At 70.5% G+C, this 21,625-nt stretch carries 13 protein-coding genes; 7 read left to right on the top strand and 6 right to left on the bottom strand.

Annotated elements, in window-relative coordinates:
- Nucleotides 1-4: 4 nt before the first annotated feature.
- Nucleotides 5-1,060, bottom strand: a complete 1,056-nt coding sequence (locus HL652_RS04010; RefSeq protein ID WP_171704097.1) for an AI-2E family transporter — start codon at nt 1,058-1,060, stop codon at nt 5-7.
- A 178-nt stretch (nt 1,061-1,238) separates the two neighbouring features.
- Here HL652_RS04010 and HL652_RS04015 point away from each other — a divergent pair, with 178 nt between their 5' ends.
- Both HL652_RS04015 and HL652_RS04020 read left to right on the top strand, forming a co-directional pair.
- Nucleotides 1,239-3,053, top strand: coding sequence for a hypothetical protein (locus tag HL652_RS04015; protein WP_171704098.1), 1,815 nt, complete (start codon nt 1,239-1,241; stop codon nt 3,051-3,053).
- Between the two features lie 2 nt (nt 3,054-3,055).
- Nucleotides 3,056-4,015, top strand: a complete 960-nt coding sequence (locus tag HL652_RS04020) for a tetratricopeptide repeat protein (RefSeq protein WP_171704099.1) — start codon at nt 3,056-3,058, stop codon at nt 4,013-4,015.
- 178 nt (nt 4,016-4,193) lie between these two features.
- On the opposite strand, the gene glgB is transcribed toward HL652_RS04020, so the two are convergent.
- Both glgB and HL652_RS04030 read right to left on the bottom strand, forming a co-directional pair.
- Nucleotides 4,194-6,419 carry a 1,4-alpha-glucan branching protein GlgB gene (glgB, locus tag HL652_RS04025; protein WP_253743810.1) on the bottom strand — a complete coding sequence of 742 codons (2,226 nt, stop codon included), beginning with the start codon at nt 6,417-6,419 and terminating at the stop codon, nt 4,194-4,196.
- A complete protein-coding gene (locus tag HL652_RS04030) occupies nt 6,416-8,554 on the bottom strand; it encodes a maltotransferase domain-containing protein (RefSeq protein ID WP_371743572.1) in 2,139 nt (712 codons plus the stop codon). Before HL652_RS04030 ends, glgB begins: the two co-directional genes overlap by 4 nt.
- 127 nt (nt 8,555-8,681) lie before the next feature.
- Here HL652_RS04030 and glgP point away from each other — a divergent pair, with 127 nt between their 5' ends.
- Entirely contained in the window at nt 8,682-11,273 is a 2,592-nt protein-coding gene (gene glgP / locus HL652_RS04035) for an alpha-glucan family phosphorylase (protein ID WP_171704101.1), read from the top strand.
- A 34-nt stretch (nt 11,274-11,307) separates the two neighbouring features.
- Here the strand turns inward: glgP and HL652_RS04040 are convergent, their stop codons facing one another.
- Nucleotides 11,308-11,931 (bottom strand): TetR/AcrR family transcriptional regulator, encoded by a 624-nt coding sequence (locus HL652_RS04040; RefSeq protein ID WP_171704102.1) that lies wholly within the window; start codon nt 11,929-11,931, stop codon nt 11,308-11,310.
- 70 nt (nt 11,932-12,001) lie between these two features.
- On the opposite strand from HL652_RS04040, the gene HL652_RS04045 reads away from it, so the two are divergent.
- Nucleotides 12,002-13,459, top strand: a complete 1,458-nt coding sequence (locus HL652_RS04045; protein WP_171704103.1) for an MFS transporter — start codon at nt 12,002-12,004, stop codon at nt 13,457-13,459.
- A 145-nt stretch (nt 13,460-13,604) separates the two neighbouring features.
- Here the strand turns inward: HL652_RS04045 and glgX are convergent, their stop codons facing one another.
- Nucleotides 13,605-15,665 (bottom strand): glycogen debranching protein GlgX, encoded by a 2,061-nt coding sequence (gene glgX / locus HL652_RS04050; protein WP_171704104.1) that lies wholly within the window; start codon nt 15,663-15,665, stop codon nt 13,605-13,607.
- Nucleotides 15,666-15,735: 70 nt separating this feature from the next.
- Here glgX and HL652_RS04055 point away from each other — a divergent pair, with 70 nt between their 5' ends.
- A complete protein-coding gene (locus tag HL652_RS04055) occupies nt 15,736-16,944 on the top strand; it encodes a cysteine desulfurase family protein (protein WP_171704105.1) in 1,209 nt (402 codons plus the stop codon).
- Nucleotides 16,945-16,978: 34 nt separating this feature from the next.
- Here HL652_RS04055 and HL652_RS04060 read toward each other — a convergent pair whose 3' ends face one another.
- Nucleotides 16,979-17,956 (bottom strand): endonuclease/exonuclease/phosphatase family protein, encoded by a 978-nt coding sequence (locus tag HL652_RS04060; RefSeq protein WP_171704106.1) that lies wholly within the window; start codon nt 17,954-17,956, stop codon nt 16,979-16,981.
- A gap of 143 nt (nt 17,957-18,099) precedes the next feature.
- Here HL652_RS04060 and mnmA point away from each other — a divergent pair, with 143 nt between their 5' ends.
- Nucleotides 18,100-19,224 (top strand): tRNA 2-thiouridine(34) synthase MnmA, encoded by a 1,125-nt coding sequence (gene mnmA, locus HL652_RS04065; protein ID WP_171704107.1) that lies wholly within the window; start codon nt 18,100-18,102, stop codon nt 19,222-19,224.
- Complete coding sequence (gene ligA, locus HL652_RS04070) at nt 19,224-21,620, top strand: NAD-dependent DNA ligase LigA (RefSeq protein WP_171704108.1); 2,397 nt, start codon at nt 19,224-19,226, stop codon at nt 21,618-21,620. The genes mnmA and ligA overlap by 1 nt, the downstream gene beginning before the upstream one ends.
- The last annotated feature ends 5 nt before the right edge of the window (nt 21,621-21,625 follow it).

Genomic DNA, 21,625 nt, shown 5'->3' on the forward strand with positions numbered 1-21,625 from the left:
GGCTTCAGCGCTCATTCTGGATGGGGATGACGACCTGCTTGATGATGAGGAGGATGCTCGCGGCGATGGGGATGGCGATGAGCGCTCCGAGCACCCCGAGCAGGGTGCCGCCGGCCAGGGCCGCGATGACGACGATGGCGCCGGGCACCGAGACCGCCCGGTTCATGATCTTCGGGCTGAGCAGGTACGCCTCCACCTGCATGTAGACGAGGTAGTAGATGGCGGCCACCAGGGCGGTGACGGGTGAGCCGAGACCGGGGATGAGGCAGACCAGCACGATGATGGTCGAGCCCGAGATGGTGCCGACCAACGGGATGAGCGAGAGCAGCCCCGCGAGGAAGGCGAGCACCGCCGAGAACGGCGCCTGGATGATCGACAGGAAGATGAAGCTCAGGATGCCGTTGCAGAGAGCGAGGCTGATCTGGCCCACCACGTAGCGGCCGACGGCGCCCGTCACCTGCTCGCTGAGGTCGGCGAAGCGCTCGCGCTTCGTAGCCGGCACGAGGCGGTACGCGGCCCGCTTCATGTGGTTGAGCGACGCGGTGAAGTAGAGGGTGAGGATGAGCACGATGATCGTGCCGAACACCCCGCTGGCCACCCCGATGCCGACCTGCAGCGCGCCGCCCGCGAGTGCGGTGACGTTGCCGGCGTCAGCGAAGTAGTTCACGACGGCGTTGTAGACCTCGTTGACGTCGATGAAGCCGCCGAGCTGATCGGTGAGGCTGTCGCGCCAGTTCTGGTCGAGCACTTGGTTGACGATCGTGGGCACCAAATCGATCAACTGGGAGGTCTGCTCGACGATGATGGGCACCACGGCGAACACCAGGCCTGTGAAGATGCCCAGAACAGCCACCAGGACGGTGAGGATGGCGAGCCAGCGCGGCCAGCGCTTGCGCTCGAGCCAGGAGATGATGGGATCGAGGCCGAGAGCGATGAAGATCGCCACCCCGATGTAGGTGAGGATGGTCGCCAGAGACGCGACAGCGCCCAGGATCAGGAGGCCGACGCCGACTCCGAGCGTGGCGACCAGACCGAGGGTGAACGCGTTCTGGATCTTCACAGGGTCTCCCTCGGGCGTCGTCGGGCGGGACGTTGCTCAATACTATGGGGGAGGCGGAGGTCACGATCCGGTATCGACCCGGGGTTGCATCGTGTCGTGGTGAGTGCCTCCTGAACGTTCGCTGCATGGGCGGGCGGGGCGAATCGGCTATCTTTTAATGTCTTTGTCAGGAGAATCCGTGCGCTTCATCTTCGCTATCCTCGCCTTCATCATCGCGACCGCGCTGATCGGCGCCGGCATCGCGCAGAGAACCGTCTTCCTCCCGCCCAACACCGTGTCGTCGTCGGTGTCGATCGAGGGCTCCGCGCCCTACGTCATGATCGACTCCGACGCCCTCCGCGCCCACGACGGCCGGCAGACGCTCGAGCTGAGCGGCAGCGACACGATCTTCGCCGCCTATGGCCGCACCACCGACGTCGAGGCCTGGCTCGACGGCTCCTCGTACGACAGCGTCGGCTACGACGCCGAGACCGACGAGCTCGTCTCCACCGTGGTCGACGCGAACCCCGACGGCGCCGACAACGTCGCGAGCGGCTCGGCCAACCCGGCGGGCAGCGACCTCTGGCTCGAGCAGTTCTCGGCCGACGGCGCCATGTTCCGCACCCTGAACCTCCCCGCCGGCTACTCGGTCATCGTCGCCTCCGACGGCACCCAGCCCGCCCCGAGCGAGGTCAAGCTCTCCTGGCCCATCGCCAACGCCACGCCGTGGGTCGGCCCGCTGCTGACGGCGGGTGTGGTGTTCCTCCTCGCCGGCCTCGTGCTGCTCGTGCTCGGCCTCCTCCACATGCGCCGCTCGCACCGCCCGCGCCGCAAGCCACCGGCGCTGCCGAAGGGCAAGCGCTTCTCGCCGTCGCGCACCAACGCCATCGAGTCGGGCATGAAGCGCGGCCGCCGCTCCATCGCGCCGCTCGTCGCCGCTCCCGTCGTGCTGGCCTCGGTGCTGGCGGTGAGCGGATGCTCGGCCGACTACTGGCCGCAGGCCGCCGAGCCCGTCGCCACCGACGGGGCCACCGTGGCCGCCACGGCGACGCCCGACCCCTCGGCCACCCCGGGCTCCGAGACCGAACCCACGACCGCCGTCGACGACGACACCCCGAGCCCCGCGGTCACCGAGGCCCAGCTCGAGTCCATCGTCAGCACCATCTCCACCGTGACTGCCGAGGCCGACGCCTCCTCCAACGCCGACACGCTTGCTCAGCGCTTCTCCGGCCCCGCCCTCGAGCTCCGCACCGCCACCTACGCCATCCGCGGCGGCTACCCCGAGTACCCGGCCCCGCAGGCGATTCCGTCGGGTCCGCTGCAGGTCGCGCTCCCGCAGGCCTCCTCGGTGTGGCCGAAGACCGTCTTCACGGTCGTGCAGGGCGACGACACCTCGGTGCCGCCCGTGGCCCTCATGCTGGTGCAGGAGACGCCGCGCTCGAACTACAAGGTGTACTACGAGATCACGCTCGAGCCCGACACCAGTCTGCCGCCGGTCGCCGCCGCGAGCGTGGGCACCACGAAGCTCGCGCCCGACACCAAGCTGCTCAAGATGACCCCCGACGAGCTCAAGACGGCCTACGCCGACATCCTGAGCGTGGGCGATTCCAGCCAGTACATCGACCTCATCGATCCCGACGGCGACACCCTCCGTACCCAGGTCGGCGTCGACTACAAGAACACCAAGAAGGGCGCACTCCCCGCCACCGCGTCGCTCGACTTCGCGCAGGTCGCCGCCGATGGCCAGAACATCGCGCTCGCCACCAGCGGCTCGGGAGCCCTCGTGGCAGTCGAGCTCCGCGAGTCGGAGACGGTGAAGCCGGTCGAGTCGGGCGCGACGGTGAGCCCCGAGGGTGCGGTGAAGGCCCTCTCGGGCGTCACCGAGACCGCCAAGGGCGCCGAGGCCGTCTACGACTACCAGCTGCTGTTCTACATCCCGCCGTCGGGTGACGCCGGCAAGGCGGAGCTCCTGGGCTTCACCCAGGGCCTCATCCAAGCGAAGGAGTTGCCGTGAGCATGCCCCCGCCCCCCGCAGGAAGCCTCCGCGGAGCCGTCGACCTGTCGTCGCTCGTGAACCGCGCCAACACCCCGGCACCTGCGCCGGGTGCCGGCGGGGGAGCGGGCGGGCCCGCGGCGGGCGGCGTGCCGTCGCTCGTCATCGAGGGCAGTGACGCGAACTTCACGCAGATCATCGAGCTGTCGAACTCGGTGCCCGTCATCGTCGACCTCAAGGCCGACTGGGCCGAGGCGAGCGTCGAGCTCACCGCCGTGCTCACGAAGCTCGTCACCGAGTACCGCGGGCGCCTCGTGCTCGTGGGCGTCGACGCGCAGGCGAACCCGCAGCTCGCCCAGGCCTTCCAGGCGCAGTCGGTGCCGACGGTGGCCGCGATCGTGGGCGGGCGCCCGGTGTCGCTGTTCCAGGGCTCCTACCCCGAAGACGAGGTGCGTGCCGTGCTCGAGCAGGTGCTGCAGCTCGCCGCCCAGAACGGGGTCACGGGCACGGTTCCCGTGGGCGACACGGATGCTGCGGCCGGCGACGAGGCGGCGCCGGTCGAAGAACCCCTGCCCCCGCACCACGCCGAGGCCTACGAGGCGATCGAGCGCGGCGACTACCAGGCGGCCATCGCCGAGTACCAGACCGCCATCGCGCAGAACCCGCGCGACGCCCTCGCGGTCGCCGGGCTCGCCCAGGTGAGCCTGCTCGCCCGCCTCGACGGGAAGACTATGGACGAGGTGCGCGCCGCCGCGGCCGAGAACCCCACCGACCTCGACGCCCAGCTGCTCGTCGCCGACCTCGACCTCTCCGGCGGCCACATCGACGACGCCTTCGGCCGTCTCCTCGACCTCTTCCCCACCCAGACCCCCGACGCCAAGACCGCCATCCGCACCCGCCTCCTCGAGTACTTCGAGGTCGTCGGAGCCGAAGACCCGCGCGTCGCCGCAGCACGCAGGCGCCTGGCGGCGCTGCTGTACTAGTTCCCGCAGGGGCCGTGCTGCGCGCGGCTCCTGCGGCCGTCGCCGGTCCTCGCCCGGCGCCGGGCGACATGTTCGCGTGCGGTCGCTGGCGCGGCCGCGCGCTCACCCTGGTTCGTCGAGAAGGGCCCGCAGCTTTCGGCCCCGCACCTCCGTGTCTGGCGAGGGGCCGCGACCGTCGCTACTGGGTCTTGTGGGGGCGGAGGTAGAGGGCGGCGAGTGGGGGGAGGGTGAGCTCGACCGAGGCGGGGCGGCCCGACCAGGGGACGTACTCGGCCTCGACCGAGCCGTAGTTGCCGACGCCTGAACCGCCGTACTCGACAGCATCCGTGTTCACCAGCTCGTCCCAGCGACCGCCGAACGGCAGACCCACACGGTAGGGCCCCACGGGCTGGCCCGAGAAGTTCATGAGCACCGCGATCGGGTTCCCGGCGGAGTCCCACCGCAGGAACGACACGAGGTTCTGCGACGACGATCCGCCGTCGATCCACTCGAACCCTGCCGGCTCGTTGTCGAGCGTCCAGAGCGCCGGGTTCTCCTTGTAGACCGTGTTGAGGCGCGACACCAGGCCGAGCAACTGCTGGTGCACCGGCTGGTCGAGGATCCACCAGTCGAGCCCCCGCTCCTCGCTCCACTCCGACGGCTGACCGAACTCCTGCCCCATGAACAGCAGCTGCTTGCCCGGGTGGGCCCACATGAAGCCGAGGTAGGCGCGCAGGTTGGCGAGCTTCTGCCAGTGGTCGCCCGGCATCTTCGCCAGCAGCGAGCCCTTGCCGTGCACCACCTCGTCGTGCGAGATCGGCAGCATGAAGTTCTCGCTGAACGCGTAGAGGAACGAGAAGGTGATCTCACCGTGGTGGTACTGCCGGTACATCGGGTCGGTGGAGATGTAGCCGAGGGTGTCGTGCATCCACCCCATGTTCCACTTCATACCGAAGCCGAGCCCGCCCCGATCGGTCGGATGCGTCACGCCCGGCCACGAGGTCGACTCCTCGGCGATCATGACGATGCCCGGGTTGGTCTTGTACGCGGTGGCCGTGACCTCCTGCAGCAGGCTGATCGCCTCGAGGTTCTCGCGGCCGCCGTACTGGTTCGGAATCCACTCGCCTTCCTTGCGCGAGTAGTCGAGGTAGAGCATCGACGCCACCGCGTCGACCCTCAGTCCGTCGATGTGGAACTCCTCGAGCCAGTACAGCGCGTTCGCCACGAGGAAGTTGCGCACCTTGCTGTTGCCGAAGTCGAACACCAGCGTTCCCCAGTCGGGCTGCTCGCCACGACGCGGGTCGGGATGCTCGTACAACGCCTCGCCGTCGAAGCGGGCGAGCGCCCACTCGTCTTTGGGGAAGTGCCCCGGCACCCAGTCCATGAGCACGCCGAAGCCCGCCTGGTGCAGCCGGTCGACGAGGTAGCGCAGGTCGTCGGGGTGCCCGAACCGCGAGGTGGGCGCGTAGTAGGAGGTGACCTGGTAGCCCCACGACCCGCCGAACGGATGCTCGGCGAGCGGCATGAACTCCACGTGCGTGAAGCCGAGGTGCTCGAGGTAGGGGATGAGCTCGTCGGCGAGCGAGCGGTAGTCGAGCCCCGGCTTCCACGAGCCGAGGTGCATCTCGTAGACGCTCATCGGGCTGGTGTGGGGGTCGACCGAGGCCCGGGCGCGCATCCAGTCGCCGTCGGACCACTCGTACGAGGAGGTGCCGATCACCGAGGCGGTGAGCGGGGGCCGCTCGGTGTACCGCGCCATCGGGTCGGCGCGCTGCACCCACCGCCCGTCCTGCGTGAGGATCTCGAACTTGTAGTTGCTGCCGGCGCCGAGGCCCGGGATGAACAGCTCCCACACACCGGTGCCGCCGAGGCTGCGCATGGCGTGCCGCACGCCGTCCCATCCGTTGAAGTCGCCGATCACGCGCACCGCCTGGGCGTGCGGCGCCCACACGGCGAACGCGGTGCCCGCCGTGGCGGCGTCGACGCCCCATTTCTCCTCGACCCGCGAGCCGAGCACCTCCCAGAGCTTCTCGTGCCGGCCCTCGCCGATGAGGTGGAGGTCGACCTCGCCGAGGGTGGGGGAGTAGCGGTAGGGGTCGTCGGCGGTCCAGACGGCGCCGTCGGCGTAGCGCGCCTCGATCTGGTAGTCGTTGAGTCCGGTGAGCGTGAAGCCCTGCCAGATGCCGCCCCAGAGGTGGGTGAGCTGGGCGCGCGCCCCGTTCGAGAGCACGGCGCTCACCTCGTCGGCGAGCGGGCGGAGGGTGCGGATGACCGTGATCGGGTCGCTCACCCCCTCGGCGTGCACGAGGTGCTGGCCGAGCACCGCGTGCGGGTCGTAGTACGACCCGGCGGCGACTCGCTGCAGCACGTCGAGCGGGATCTCGGGGAGGGTGAGGGCGGTGGAGCCGTCGGGGCTGGGCATCAGGATGCGCCGCCTTCCTGGGGGGTGACGTGGAGGATGTGCGCGGGCTGGGTGAAGGAGTCGAGGCGCACGTAGTCGTGCTCCGACCACTCCCAGACGCCGTCGCCGAGGAGGTCGGTGACCGTGAAGGTCGAACCGGGCGCGAGGCCGAGCTTGGCGAGGTCGAGGTGCACCGTCGTCTCCCGCGCCGAGTGCGGGTCGGTGTTCACCACGACGATGATCGTGTCGGCGACGCCCGTGGGCGAGAACTCGGCGGCGAGGTGCTTGGAGTAGACCACGATCGCGTCGTCGTCGCTGCCGTGCACGTGGAGGTTGCGCAGCTGCCCGAGGGCGGGGTGGGCGCGCCTGATCGCGTTGAGCCGCGTGATGTCGCCCGCGATGGAGCGCCCCTCCGCCTCGGCGGCGGCGAAGTCGCGTGACTTGTACTCGTACTTCTCGTTGTCGATGTTCTCCTCGGCCCCGGGGCGCGCGACGTTCTCGATGAGCTCGTAACCGGAGTACACGCCCCAGGTGGGCGCCCCCGTCGCCGCCAGCACCGCACGGATGCGGTAGGCGGGCACCCCGCCGAACTGCAGGTACTCGGTGAGGATGTCGGGGGTGTTCACGAACAGGTTGGGGCGGAAGAAGGCCGCGGTGTCGTGGGCGAGCTCCGTGAAGAACTCCTCGATCTCGGTCTTCGTGTTGCGCCAGGTGAAGTACGTGTACGACTGCTGGAAGCCGACCTTCGCGAGCCCCTGCATCGCCGCGGGGCGCGTGAACGCCTCGGCGAGGAAGATGACCTCCGGATGCGCGGCGTTCACCTCGTGGATGATCCACTCCCAGAAGTTCAGCGGCTTCGTGTGCGGGTTGTCGACCCGGAAGATCGTGACGCCGAGCGAGATCCAGTACTCCAGCACCCGCAGCGCCTCGGCGCGGATGCCCGCGGGGTCGTTGTCGAAGTTGATCGGGTAGATGTCCTGGTACTTCTTCGGCGGGTTCTCGGCGTAGGCGATCGAGCCGTCGGGCAGGGTCGTGAACCACTCCGGGTGCTCCTTCACCCAGGGGTGGTCGGGCGAGGCCTGCAGCGCGAAGTCGAGGGCGAGCTCGAGCCCGTTCTCCTTCGTCGCGGCGAGGAAGGCGGTGAAGTCGTCGACGGTGCCGAGATCGGGGTGGATCGTGTCGTGACCCCCGGCCTCACCGCCGATCGCCCAGGGCGACCCCGGGTCGCCGGGCTTCGGGTCGAGCGTGTTGTTGCGGCCCTTGCGGAACGCCTCGCCGATGGGGTGGATGGGCGGCAGGTAGAGCACGTCGAAGCCCATCGCCGCGACGGCGGGCAGCCGGTCGATGGCGGTGCGGAAGGTGCCGCTGGTCCAGCTGCCGTCGTCGTTCTGCACGGCGCCCACCGAACGCGGGAAGAACTCGTACCAGGCGCCGACGCCCGCCCTGGCCCGCTCGACGCGGAGCGGGTGCCAGGCCGAGTACGTCACGAGGCTCTGTGCAGGAGTGCGGCGGAGCGCATCCGTCACCTCGGTCGAGTAGGCAGGAGCGAGACGCTCGGGTACGGGGCCCGCCGTCTGGCCAAGCGAGGTGGCGACCCGGGCGAACAGCTCGCGGTCGGTGGCGTCGCGCTCGGGCTCCGCGGCGAGCCGGGCGAACAGCTGCTCGCCGATGGCGAGCATGAGCTCGACGTCGATGCCGGCGGCGATCTTCACCGAGGCGTTGTGCTCCCAGGTGGCGTAGTCGTCGGAATACGCGCGGATGCGGAAGCGCCACGAGCCCTCGGAGGTCACCTGGGCGAGGGTCGTCCACTCGTCGGCCCAGCTGAAGGTGCGGGTGAGCGGCCGGTCGGTGACGGTGCCGTCGGGGGCCCCGAGCTCGAGGTGGGCACCGACGGCGTCGTGGCCCTCGCGGAACACCGTCGCACCGAACGGGATGACCTCGCCGACGAAGCCCTTCGCAGCCCAACGCCCGCCGTCGACCTGCGGGAACACGTCGATGATGGGGATGCGGCCGATCTCGGGCTCGAACGGCTGCTGGGGCTCGACGGCCTGGTTCGGCTCGGCGGCCTGTTCGGGCTCGGCGCTCGTCTCCGGCTCGAGTGGAGGTGCGACCGGCTTCACGACCGGAGCGGATGCAGATTTCTTTCGCGTGGCTGCCACACCTCAGACCCTACCCACTCCGTGCGGGGCTGCAACGGTGCGAAGGATGCTGTTCACCCGGCCGAAACGCACCTGGCCTAGGCTGGCGGGGTCGATCGGGCACACCGTTCCTGAAGGAGTCACCAGCGTGAAGGCAATTCGCAGATTCACCGTCCGTTCCGTGCTTCCCGAGTCGTTGGGAGCGCTCGGCGAACTCGCGGCGAACCTCCGGTGGGCATGGCACGAGCCCACCCGGCAGATCTTCGCCCACATCTCGCCCGACGACTGGAAGGCCACCCTCGGCGACCCGGTGGCCCTGCTCGGCGCCGTGCGGCCGGAGCGGCTCGAGCAGCTCGCCGCCGACCCCGGCTTCGTCGCCTGGGCGAACAGCCTCCGCGACGACCTGAACGCCTACCTCACCGAACCGCGCTGGTACCAGGGTCTGGAGGGTCCGCGCCCCGGCAGCATCGGGTACTTCTCGCCCGAGTTCGGTATCGCCGCAGCCCTCCCGCAGTACTCCGGCGGACTCGGCATCCTCGCCGGCGACCACCTCAAGGCCGCCTCCGACCTCGGCGTGCCCATCATCGGTGTGGGCCTGTTCTACCGCTCGGGCTACTTCTCGCAGGCCATCTCGCGCGACGGCTGGCAGGAGGAGAGCTACCCGGTGCTCGACCCCGACGGCCTGCCGCTGTCGGTGCTGCGCCAGGCCGACGGCACCGCCGCGCAGATCGTGCTCGCCCTCCCCGGCGGGCGCGCTCTCTACGCCCGCATCTGGCAGGCGCAGGTGGGCCGGGTGCGGCTGCTCATGCTCGACACCGACATCCCCGACAACGACGACGACCTCCGCAGCGTCACCGACCGGCTCTACGGCGGGGGTGGCGAGCACCGCCTGCTCCAGGAGCTGCTGCTCGGCATCGGCGGCGTGCGCGCGCTCGAGGTGCTCGCCGAGCTCACCGATTCGCCGATGCCCGAGGTGTACCACACCAACGAGGGGCACGCCGGGTTCCAGGGGCTCGAGCGCATCTCGAACCTCATCGGCGGCGGCCTCTCCTTCGACGAAGCGCTCCAGGTCGTGCGGGCCGGCACGGTGTTCACCACGCACACCCCGGTGCCCGCCGGCATCGACCGCTTCGAGCGCTCGCTCGTCGAACGCTACTTCTCGACCGACATGCTGCCGGGGCTCGAGGTCTCGTCGGTGCTCGCGCTCGGCGCAGAGGACTACGAGGGCGGCTCCTCCGAGGTGTTCAACATGGCCGTGATGGGGCTGCGCCTCGGGCAGCGCGCCAACGGCGTCTCGAAGCTGCACGGCGACGTGAGTCGCGGCATGTTCGCCGGGCTCTGGCCGGGATTCGACAAGGCGGATGTGCCGATCACCTCCGTGACCAACGGCGTGCACGCCCCCACCTGGACGGACCCTCTCCTGCAGGAGCTCGCCCGCACGAAGCTCGGCACGGGCGACACCACCACCGCCGACTGGGCCTCCGACGCCGTCACCGACGCCGAGCTCTGGGCGGTGCGCGGCGACATGCGCCGCCAGCTCGTGCACGACGCGCGCCGGCGCGTGACGGAGGCGTGGCGCGAGCAGAACCCCGACAGCATCCCGCCCGCGTGGTACCAGGGGCTGCTCGACCCGCAGGTGCTCACGATCGGCTTCGCCCGCCGGGTGCCGACCTACAAGCGCCTCACCCTCATGCTGCACGACCCCGTGCGGCTGAAGTCGATTCTGCTGAACCCCGATCGGCCGGTGCAGTTCGTGGTGGCCGGGAAGTCGCATCCGGCCGACGAGGAGGGCAAGCGGCTCATCCAGAAGTTCGTGCAGTTCGCCTCCGACCCCGAGGTGCGGCAGCGCATCGTCTTCCTGCCGAACTACGACATCGGCATGGCGCAGCTGCTCTACCCGGGAACCGACGTGTGGCTCAACAACCCGTTGCGCCCGCTCGAGGCCTGCGGCACCTCGGGCATGAAGGCGGCGCTGAACGGCGGGCTCAACCTCTCCATCCTCGACGGCTGGTGGGCCGAGTACTACGACGGCGAGGACGGCTGGGCCATCCCCACCGCCGACTCCGCGGGTGACGGAGAGGAGCGCGACGCCCTCGAGGCCGAGGCGCTCTACGACCTGCTCGAGAACCAGGTGGCGCCGCGCTTCTACGACCGCGACGCCGACGGCATCCCGGAGCACTGGATGCAGTCCATCCGCCACACGCTCGCCACCCTGTCGCCCGAGCTCAGCGCCGAGCGCATGGTGCGCGAGTACGTCGAGCGGCTCTACGTGCCCGCCGCCGAGGCGGAGCGCGCCATGACCGCCGACGACCACGAGGCGGCGCGCGAGCTGTCGCTCTGGAAGGAGCGCGTACGCGCTGCCTGGTCGGGCGTCTCGGTGAACCACGTCGAGTCGGGCGGGCTCGACGACACCCCGCAGGTGGGCGACGTGCTGCACGTGCGCGCCCACGTCGGGCTCGACGGGCTCACCCCGCACGACGTGGCGGTCGAGGTGGTCTACGGGCACGCGGTGCACGGCGACGACATCTCCGACGCGGCGACGGTGGAGCTGACCACGTCGACGCCGTCGTCTTCGACGTCCTCGTCTTCGTCTTCGTCGGAGGCGGGCGGCGACTACGTGTACTCGGGCACGGTCGAGCTCGCGCGGGCGGGTTCATTCGGGTACACGGTGCGCGTCGTGCCGAAGCACGCGAACCTCGCGTCGCCCGCCGAGCTCGGGCTGATCGCCGTCGCGCACTGAGGTCGCGGCCGCCTGCTCGCGACCGACGCCCCCGCTAGGCGCGGGGTGGCGCGCCAGTGCGCACGGGCGGGTGCGAGGCGCGCACGAGGTCGAGCTTCTCAGGGAAGACCGAGGTCATGAGCTCCCGCACGTCGGGGTCGGTCTCGAAGTCGTCGAACATGCGCACGCCGAGCACCACGTTGGCGAGCATGCCGCCGGCGAGGAACCCGTTCGCCTGCTCGGGCGTCATGCCGGCCTCGTCGCGCAGCAGGCGGTACACGTCGAGGAACCCGCAGCGGGCGGCGGGGCCGATCACCGGGTCGGCGCCGAGCGCGAAGGCGTGCATGAGGCAGAGCAGGATGCCGCGGTCGGCGGTCAGCTCGAAGTAAGCGAGGCCGAGGCGCCGCTCGAGCGGCACCTGGGGGTCACCCGCGATGGCCTCGCGGAAGGCCGCGAAGATGCGCTCGAGCCCGCGGCCCAGCACGTCGAGGAAGAGCTGCTCCTTGGTACCGAACATGCGCACCACGTAGGGCTGGCTCACGCCGGCGGCGCGGGCCACGGCGTCCGTCGTCGCGCCGTAGTACCCGGCGTCGCCGAAGACGGCGGTCGCGGCGTCGAGGATGAGCTCGCGGCGCTCGTCGGCGGGCATCCTCGTCTTCTTCTCGCTCACACTTGACATGGTATCAGCCGATTACTTATCGTGCTGCTAAGTAATCATTCGATTACCACTGACTTCCGAAGGAGTTTCCATGGCTCTCATCGATTCCCCGCCGGCGTCGCCGGCTTCTGCTACCCCGGCGAGGCCGGGCGCTCGCCGCCGCATCCCGGTGTGGCTCGCCGTCGTCGCCGCCTCGGTGCCCATGTTCATGGCCACCCTCGACAACCTCGTCGTCACCAGCGCCCTGCCCGTGCTGGGCCGCGAGCTCGACGCCTCGGTCGAGCAGCTGCAGTGGTTCGTGAACGCGTACACCCTGAGCTTCGCCACCTTCATGCTTCTGGCCGTCGCCTTGGGTGACCGCCTGGGTCGCCGCCACGTGTTCCTGGCGGGCATCGCCCTGTTCACCGTCGCCTCGGCGCTCTGCGCGATGGCCCTCGAGCCGTGGATGCTCATCGCCGCCCGCGCCGTGCAGGGTCTCGGCGCGGCAGCACTCATGCCGCTGTCGTTGACGCTCCTGGTCGGTTCGGTGAGCGAGCGGATGCGCCCGCTCGCCATCGGCATCTGGGGTGGCATCTCGGGGCTCGGTGTGGCGCTCGGTCCACTCATCGGCGGGGCGGTCATCCAGGGCTGGAGCTGGGACGCGATCTTCTGGCTCAACGTGCCCGTGGGCATCCTGAGCATTCCGCTGGTCCTGATCGCCCTGCCGAACTCGTTCGGTGCGCGGTTGCGGGCCGACCTGCTCGGGGTGCTGCTCGCGGGCGGCGGAGTGCTCGCCGTGGTCTACGGCATCGTGCGCGGCAACGACGCGGGCTGGGGGAGCCTCGAGGTGACCGGCACACTCGCGCTCGGTGCGCTGCTGCTGGTGGCGTTCATCCTGTGGGAGCGGCGGGTGCCGAACCCGCTGCTGCCGCTGCGGCTCTTCCGCGACCGCAGCTTCTCGGTGGCGAACGTGGTGGGGCTCGTCTTCAGCTTCGGCATCTTCGGATCGGTGTTCATCCTCATCCAGTACCTGCAGATCGTGGGCGGGGCGACACCGCTCGAGGCAGGAGTCATGACCATGCCGTGGACGCTCGCGCCGATGGTGGTGGCGCCGCTGGCGGGGCTCGTCGCGTCGCGGGTGGGCACCCGCGCGCTCATCGTGGCGGGGCTGCTGCTGCAGGCCGCCGGGGTGGGGTGGCTCGCACTCACCCTGTCGACGACGCTCGACTACGCGGCGCTGGTTCCGGCGTTCGTGTTCGCGGGAGTCGGCATGGGACTCGTCTTCGCGCCCTCGTCGACGGCGGTTCTGGCGAACATGTCGGCCGACGACAACGCGAAGGCCTCCGGCACCAACTCGACGCTCCGCGAGATCGGTGTGGCCCTTGGCATCGCGGTGCTCACCGCCGTCTTCACCGGCGCGGGCGGCAGCTTCACCCCCACCGGCTACGTCGACGCCGCCATCCCCGCCATCTGGGTCGGCGCCGCCGCCCTCCTCGCCGCCGCTCTCACCGCCCTAGCCCTCCCCGCCGGCCGCGCCCGCGCGGCCACAGCGTCGGCAGGGCGGCGGTAGACGCGGCACAGCTGCGGGCCGCGCTCAGACGACCCAAGGTGAGTGGGTGGCCGCGCCAGCGACCGCCCACTCACATGTCGCGCCGCGCCGGGCGAGGACCGGCGCGGCCGGCCGGAGCCGCGCGCAGCACGGCCCCGGCCGCAGCTCACACGGCGCGGTAGAGCTGCAGCGAGGCCGCCGCCACCGACACCACCTCGCCCGGCGCGAAGCGCGGGAGGGGGGCGTCGTGGTGGTGGGTCTCGGGCACGTCGACCGAGGAGTCCCAGAGCAGCTCGTAGGCCTCGACGCCGTCGTGAACGGGCAGCGTGATGTCGATGGGCGACTCGACGCCGTGGATGACGGTGAGGATGCGGTTGAACTCCTCGTGCTCCGGCGTCGACGCCGCCACGTACTGCAGCGTGCGGTTCTCGGGGGAGTTCCAGTCGCTGATCGACATCGACTCGCCGGCGGCGTCGTACCAGTCCATCTGGCTCGAGCTCGGGGTGCGCTCGCCGAACACCCCGTAGCGCACGGGCCGCAGCGCGGAGTTCTCGCGCCGCACCCGCAGCAGGTGCTGGGTGGTGCGCCACAGGTCTTTCTGCCAGGTGCGCCTGTCCCAGCTGATCCAGGTGAGCTCGGAGTCGTGGCAGTAGGCGTTGTTGTTGCCCTTCTGCGAGCGCCCGAACTCGTCGCCGGCGGTGATCATGGGCACCCCGGCCGAGAGCAGCAGCGTGCCCATGAGGTTGCGCATCGCGCGGCGCCGCGCCTGCTCGATCGTGCGCGACGTGGTGGGGCCCTCGATGCCGTGGTTGTACGACATGTTGTTGTCGGTGCCGTCGCGGTTGGCCTCGCCGTTGCCCACGTTGTGCTTGACGTTGTAGGCGGTGAGGTCGGCGAGCGTGAAGCCGTCGTGCGCCGTCACGAAGTTGATCGAGGCCAGCGGGCCGCGCTGCTGCGCGAAGGTGTTCGACGATCCTGCGATGCGGGTGGCGAGCATCCCGACCCCGTCGCCCGGGTTGCCGTTCTCGCGGATCGACTTGATGTCGCGCAGCCAGAACTTGCGCATCCGGTCGCGGAACCGGTCGTTCCACTCCGACCACCCGGCCGGGAAGTTGCCGGTCTGCCACCCGCCCATGCCCACGTCCCACGGCTCGGCGATCATCTTCACGCCCGCCAGCTCGGGGTCGTTCACGAGCGCGGTGAGCAGCGGATGCTGGTTGTCGTAGTAGTGGTCGGCGTTCCGCCCCAGCGTGGCGGCGAGGTCGAAGCGGAACCCATCGATCTGCACCTCATCGGCCCAGTACTTCACCGAGTCGAGCACGAGCCGCGCCACGGCCTCGACCGAGGTGTTCACCGAGTTGCCGCATCCGGTGACGTCGACGTAGTCGCCCTGCGCGGTCTGCCGGTAGTAGTGGGCGTTGTCGATGCCGCGGAAGCTCGTGGTCGGGCCCATCCGCCCCTCTTCGGCGGTGTGGTTGTACACCACGTCGAGGAACACCTCGAGCCCGGCCTCGTGCAGCAGCTTCACCATGCCCTTGAACTCGCGCAGCACCGCGCCGGGGCCCTCGGCCTGCGCGGCCTTCGAGGCGTAGAGGGGGTGCGGGGCGAAGAAGCCGAGCGTGTTGTAGCCCCAGTAGTTCGTGAGCCCCTGCTTCATCAGCCGCTGCTCGGAGACGAAGGCGTGAACCGGCAGAAGCTGCACGGCGGTGACGCCGAGGCTCTTGAGGTACCCGATGCTCTTCTCGTGCGCGAGGCCCGCGTAGGTGCCGCGCAGGTTCTCGGGGATGCGCGTGTTGATCTTCGACAGGCCCTTCACGTGGGCCTCGTACACGACGGTGTGGTCGAGGGGCGTGTTCGGCTTGGTCACGCCGTTCCAGTTGAACTCCTCGTCGACGACGACGCTCCGCCACTGCTCGTGCCCGGTGCGCGCGAGCCCCTTCGCGTAGGGGTCGAGCAGGGGGAGGCTCGGGTCGAAGGCGTTCTGCGGGCCGTCGGGCCCGTCGACCTTCAGGCTGTAGCGGCGACCGGGAACGAGACTGCGGGTGCGGCACGACCAGACGTCGTTCGCATCCTTGGTGAGGGGCACCGTCTTGTAGACCCAGTTGGGGTCTTTGTGGTCGTAGAGACAGAGCTCGATACTGGTCGCCGTGGCCGACCACACCCTGAGCTCGCCGCCGCTCGAGGTCTGGCGAACACCGAGGCGGGCGAGGGGGTCGGCCTGAGTCATGAGACATAGAGTAGTTGCACCGTCGCACACGTCTGTAATCGGTTCCACACCCCGATCGTCCTTGAGGATCATGCCCGTCTATCTCGATCACGCGGCCACCACGCCGATGCTCCCCGCGGCACGCGACGCCTACGTCGACGCCCTGGGGCTGGTGGGCAACCCGTCGTCGATCCACTCGCAGGGGCAGCAGGCGAAACGGATGCTCGAGGAAGCCCGCGAGGTGGTCGCGGCCTCGCTCGGGGCCGAGCCGATCGAGGTCGTCTTCACCTCGGGCGGCACGGAGTCGATCAACCTCGGGGTGAAGGGGCTCTACTGGGCACGGCAGAAGGACGCGGCCCGGCCCGTCGTGCTGCTGCCGGGCGGCGAGCACCACGCCACCGTCGATGCCGTCGAGTGGCTGGAGCGGCACGAAGGGGCGCGTGTCGTCTCGCTGCGCGTTGACGAGGTGGGGCGGCTGCTGCCTTCGGTACTGGAGGAGGCGTTGGCGGTGCACGGAGCATCCGTCGCTCTGGTGACGCTGCTCTGGGCCAACAACGAGGTGGGCACCGTGCAGCCGGTGGCCGAGCTCGTGGCGGTGGCGGAGCGGTTCGGGGTGCCGGTGCACCTCGACGCGGTGGCGGCGTACGGCTACCTGCCGATCGACTTCGGCGCGGTGGGGGCCGCCGTGCTGAGCGTGTCCGCGCACAAGATCGGCGGGCCGGTGGGCATCGGGGCGCTGGTGGTGGGGCGGCGGAGTGAAGTGGAGCCGCTCATCCACGGCGGGAACCAGCAGCGGGTGCGGTCGGGCACGCAAGACGTGGCGGGAGCGGTGGGGTTCGCGGCGGCGGCGCGGGGGGTGCCGGCGGCTGTCGGGTCTGGTGCTTCGGGGTCACTGTCTTCTGATGGGTTTCTGGTAGGGCTCGCCGCGCTGCGCGACCGGCTCGTGGCCGGCGTGCGGGAGGCGGTGCCCGAGGCGGTGCTGCGGGGCGACCCGTCGCCCGAGGGGCGGCTGCCGGGCAACGCGCACGTCACCTTTCCGGGGTGCGAGGGCGACTCGCTGTTGTTCCTGCTCGACATGGCGGGGTTCTCGGTGTCGACCGGGTCGGCCTGCCAGGCCGGGGTGCCGGAGGTCTCGCACGTGCTGACGGCGATGGGGGTGCCGGAGGCGGAGGCCCGCGGCGCGCTGCGGTTCACGCTCGGGCACGGCACGACGGAGGCGGAGGTCGACGCGCTTGTGGCGGCGCTGCCGGCCGCGTACGCGGCGGCGCGCAAGGCGGGGTTCGCGGATCGGGTGGTGTGAGGGGCCGGGCCGCGACTGGGCTGCGGCGGCTCGCTCAGAGGTTGAGCGTCGTGACGAGCGCGAGGTGGTCGGAGTCGCCGGCCCGCATGGTCTCGTTCGAGACCACGTCCATGCCGCGCTGCAGCAGGTGGTCGGGCCGCGTGACGGGAGCCGACGCGGGCCAGGTGAAGCCGAAGCCGCCGCCGTTCTGGTTCGGCTCGCGGAGCTGATCGGTGAGCCCCGTGAGGTTGCGGTCTGACGAGCCCGCGTTGAAGTCGCCCACCATGATGAGCCGCTCGTTCTCGTCGCGCGGCACGAAGTCGGCGAGGTTCGCGAGCATCTCGTCGCGCGTGGCGTGGTCTCCCGGGCGCGCCGAGGCGAGGTGCACCACGTAGATGCTCACCGCTCCGGTCGGGGTCGAGAGGTCGGCCGCGATGCCGCGCTGCCAGCCGAGCCCGAGGTCGAGCGCCTGCGCGTTCTCGATCGGATACGTGCTCCACATGCCCACCGTGCCGATGCCGTAGGAATAGGGGTGGCTCTCCGAGAGCACGGCCTCGACCTGCTCGCGCGCGCCGGCGTCCATCTCCTGCAGCGCGATCACCTGGGCGCCGGTCGCGGCGAGAGCGCTCGCCGACTCGGCGGCGGTGCCCGATCCGTCCTCCACGTTCTGGCTCGCCACCGTGAGGGTGGTGTCGGATGCGGTGGGTGCGCTCCACGACAGCGGCACGATCGCGGGCACGAAGAGCACGGCCCAGACCAGCGCAGAGGCGAGCGCCGAGCCGATCGCCGCCTTGCTGCGGCTCACCAGCGCCGCGATGAAGACCACGGGAATCGCGAGCCCGAACCAGGGGAGCGCGGAATCGATGAGCAGCCCGGCCCCGAACAGGTCGGGGAGGAAGCGGTGGAAGGCCAGCAGCCCCGCGAGGAGCAGAGCCAGAACGGTCACCAGGATGGCGAGACCCGTGCGGGCGCGAGGTCGGCGGCGCGCACTCTGCGGTGCGGCCTGGCGGGGCGGCTCGAGCAGTGCTGACATCGCACTCATTGTGCACCCGCACGCTGAGGGAATCCCCGAACCACCGTGTGAAGAGACCGGGTCGCGTCGTGTCGTCGCATCGTCTGCGGGGGCCGACGATAGCCCCCGTCCCGCTGTCGGTGGCCGCACGTATGCTGGACGGCATGAAGGTTCTCGCAGCGATGAGCGGTGGCGTCGACTCCGCCGTGGCGGCGGCGCGCGCGGTCGACGCCGGCCACGAGGTGGTGGGGGTGCACCTGGCGCTCAGCCGCATGCCGGGCACCCTGCGCACCGGCAGCCGCGGCTGCTGCACCATCGAAGACTCGATGGATGCGCAGCGTGCCGCCAACAAGATCGGCATCCCCTATTACGTGTGGGACTTCTCCGAGCGCTTCAAGGCCGACGTGGTCGACGACTTCATCGCCGAGTACTCCGCCGGCCGCACCCCCAACCCCTGCATGCGGTGCAACGAGCGCATCAAGTTCGCGGCCCTCCTCGAGAAGGCCCTCGACCTCGGTTTCGACGCGGTGGCGACGGGCCACTACGCCACCCTGACGACGGATGCGCGGGGCAACCGCGAACTGCACCGCGCGGCGGCGTGGGCGAAAGACCAGTCGTACGTCTTGGGGGTGCTCACCGCCGAGCAGCTCGAGCACTGCCTGTTCCCTCTGGGCGCGACGCCGTCGAAGGCCGAGATCAGGGCCGAGGCCGCGGCGCGCGGCTTCTCGGTGGCGAACAAGCCCGACAGCCACGACATCTGCTTCATCCCCGACGGAGACACGAGCGGTTGGCTCGCCGACAAGGTGGGCACGGCGCCGGGCCCGATCCTCGATCGGGAGGGTTCCGTCGTGGGGTCGCACGAGGGCGCGCACGCCTTCACGGTGGGGCAGCGCCGCGGTCTCAAGCTCGGCACCCCTGCGCCCGACGGCAAGCCGCGCTTCGTGCTCGAGGTGCGGCCGGTCACGCGCGAGGTCGTGGTGGGGCCGAAGGAGGCGCTCGACATCGCCGAGATCGCGGGGTCGCGGTTCACCTGGGCGGGGCTCGCACCTGAGCACCCCGAGCTGGAGTTCGACTGCGAGGTGCAGATCAGGGCGCACGCCGACCCGGTCGAAGCTGTCGCGCGGGTGAGCGAGGGCGCCGACGGCCCCGAACTCGTCATCACCCCGGTCACGCCGCTGAACGGAGTGGCCCCCGGGCAGACCGCGGTCGTCTACGTGGGCACGCGAGTGCTGGGCCAGTGCACCATCGATCGCACGGTGAGCGCCGTGCCCGTCGGGGTGGCGGGCTGATGGCGCGGGGTGGGCGCGGGGCGGGCGCCGCGGGCGTAGGCGCGGCTTCGGGCGAGGCGCTGCCGAGCGAGACGCCCAGCGATCTCGAGGCGGCGAAGGCCGAGGCCGAGCAGCTCACCTCGCGCATCCTCGAGCTGCGCGACGAGTACTACGAGAACAACGCCTCCACGGTCTCCGACCAGGAGTACGACCTCATGGTGCGGCGCCTCGACGAGCTCGAGCGAGCGCATCCGGAGCTGCAGTCGCACGACAGCCCCACCCAGACCGTGGGCGGCCGGGCCGTCACCACCATGTTCACGCCCGTCACGCACGCCGAACGCATGCTGAGTCTCGACAACGTGTTCAGCGAGGAGGAGCTCGACGAGTGGGCCGCGAAGGTCGTGCGCGACTCCGGGTCGTCGACGGTGCGCTTCCTCAGCGAGTTGAAGATCGACGGGCTCGCCATCAACCTGCGGTACGAGAACGGCGTGCTCGTCACCGCCGCCACCCGCGGCGACGGTGTGGTGGGCGAAGACGTCACCGACAACGTGCTGAAAATCGCCTCCATCCCGTCGAGGCTCGCGGGGTCGGGGCATCCGCCGCTGGTCGAGGTGCGCGGCGAGATCTTCTTCCCGGTCGCCGCCTTCGACGACCTCAACGCCGCTCAGGAGGCTGCGGGCGAGCGTGTGTTCGCGAACCCGCGCAACGCCGCGGCGGGCTCGCTGCGGCAGAAGAGCGAGGGCAAGAACGAGAAGCAGCTCGCCCTCGTGAACGCCCGCCTCTCGGCGCTGCGGATGCTCGTGCACGGCATCGGGGCGTGGCCGAACCCGCCCGTGTCGGCGCAGTCGGAGGTGTACGGGCTGCTCGCGGAGTGGGGGCTGCCCACCTCGACCCACTTCAAGGTGTTCGACACGGTCGCAGAGGTGGCCGAGTTCATCCGCTACTACGGTGCTCATCGGGCGTCGGTGGAGCACCAGATCGACGGCATCGTGGTGAAGGTCGACGACCTCGCGCTGCACGACGAGCTCGGGGCCACCAGCCGTGCTCCGCGCTGGGCGACCGCCTTCAAGTACCCGCCCGAAGAGGTCAACACGAAACTGCTCGACATCGTGGTGAGCGTGGGGCGCACCGGGCGCGCCACACCGTTCGCGGTGATGGAGAAGGTGGAGGTCGCCGGGTCGGAGGTGCGGCAGGCCACGCTGCACAACCAAGACGTGGTGAAGGCGAAGGGCGTGCTCATCGGCGACACGGTCGTGCTGCGCAAGGCGGGCGACGTGATTCCCGAGGTGCTCGGCCCGGTGGTGGAGCTCCGCGACGGCAGCGAGTACCCCTTCGTGATGCCCGAGAACTGCCCGTCGTGCGGCACGAAGCTCGCGCCGGCGAAGGAGGGCGACGTCGATCTGCGCTGTCCCAACGCGCGCAGCTGCCCGGCCCAGGTGCGCGGGCGCGTCGAGCACGTCGGCTCGCGGGGTGCGATGGACATCGAGGTGCTCGGCGAGGTGAGCGCCGCCGCCCTCACGCAGCCGCTCGAGCCCGAGGTGCCGCCGCTCGTCACCGAGGCGGGTCTGTTCTCGCTCACTATGGAAGACCTGTTCCCCATCCGTGTCGTGGTGCGCGACTCCGAGACCGGGCTCGAGAAGCTCGACAAAGACGGGTCGTCGCCGAAGGTCGTCGCGCCGTTCCGTCGTAAGCGGCAGAAGTCCGACCCGCCGTACGACCCCGAGGCCATGGGGGCCGACTTCGCGGGCGACGAGGAGTTCGTGCCGTCGTCGAACGCGATCAAGCTGCTCGACGAGATCGAGAAGGCGAAGACGAAGCCGCTGTGGCGCATGCTCGTGTCGCTCAGCATCAGGCACGTGGGGCCGGTCGCCGCCCGTGCGCTCGCCGACTACTTCGGCTCGCTGGACGCCATCCGCGCCGCGAGCCGCGACGAGCTCGCCGCCGTCGACGGCGTCGGCGGCATCATCGCCGACGCCCTCATCGCCTGGTTCGAGGTCGACTGGCACGTCGAGATCATCGAGCGGTGGGCCGCGGCGGGTGTGCAGTTCACGACCCCGGGTCACCCGGGCCCCGGCGCAGCGGTAGGTGCGGGCGGCGTGCTCGAGGGTGTCACCGTGGTGGCCACCGGCTCGCTCGAGGGCTTCACCCGCGAGGGCGCGCTCGAAGCGATCATCCAGGCGGGCGGCAAGGCGGCCTCGAGCGTCAGCAAGAAGACCGACTTCGTGGCCGCCGGCCCCGGGGCCGGCTCGAAGCTCACAAAAGCCGAGGCGCTCGGCCTCCGCATCATCGACGCCGCCGAGTTCGCGCTCCTCGTCACCCAAGGCCCCTCGGCCCTGGCCCCCACCACCGAGGTGGAGACCGTCGAGGACATCGAGGGCGACGCCCCCGAGGCCGCCGCCGGCGACCCCGCCTCCTGACGGGC

This window comes from Herbiconiux sp. SALV-R1 (assembly GCF_013113715.1).
In the GTDB taxonomy this organism is placed as follows: domain Bacteria; phylum Actinomycetota; class Actinomycetes; order Actinomycetales; family Microbacteriaceae; genus Herbiconiux.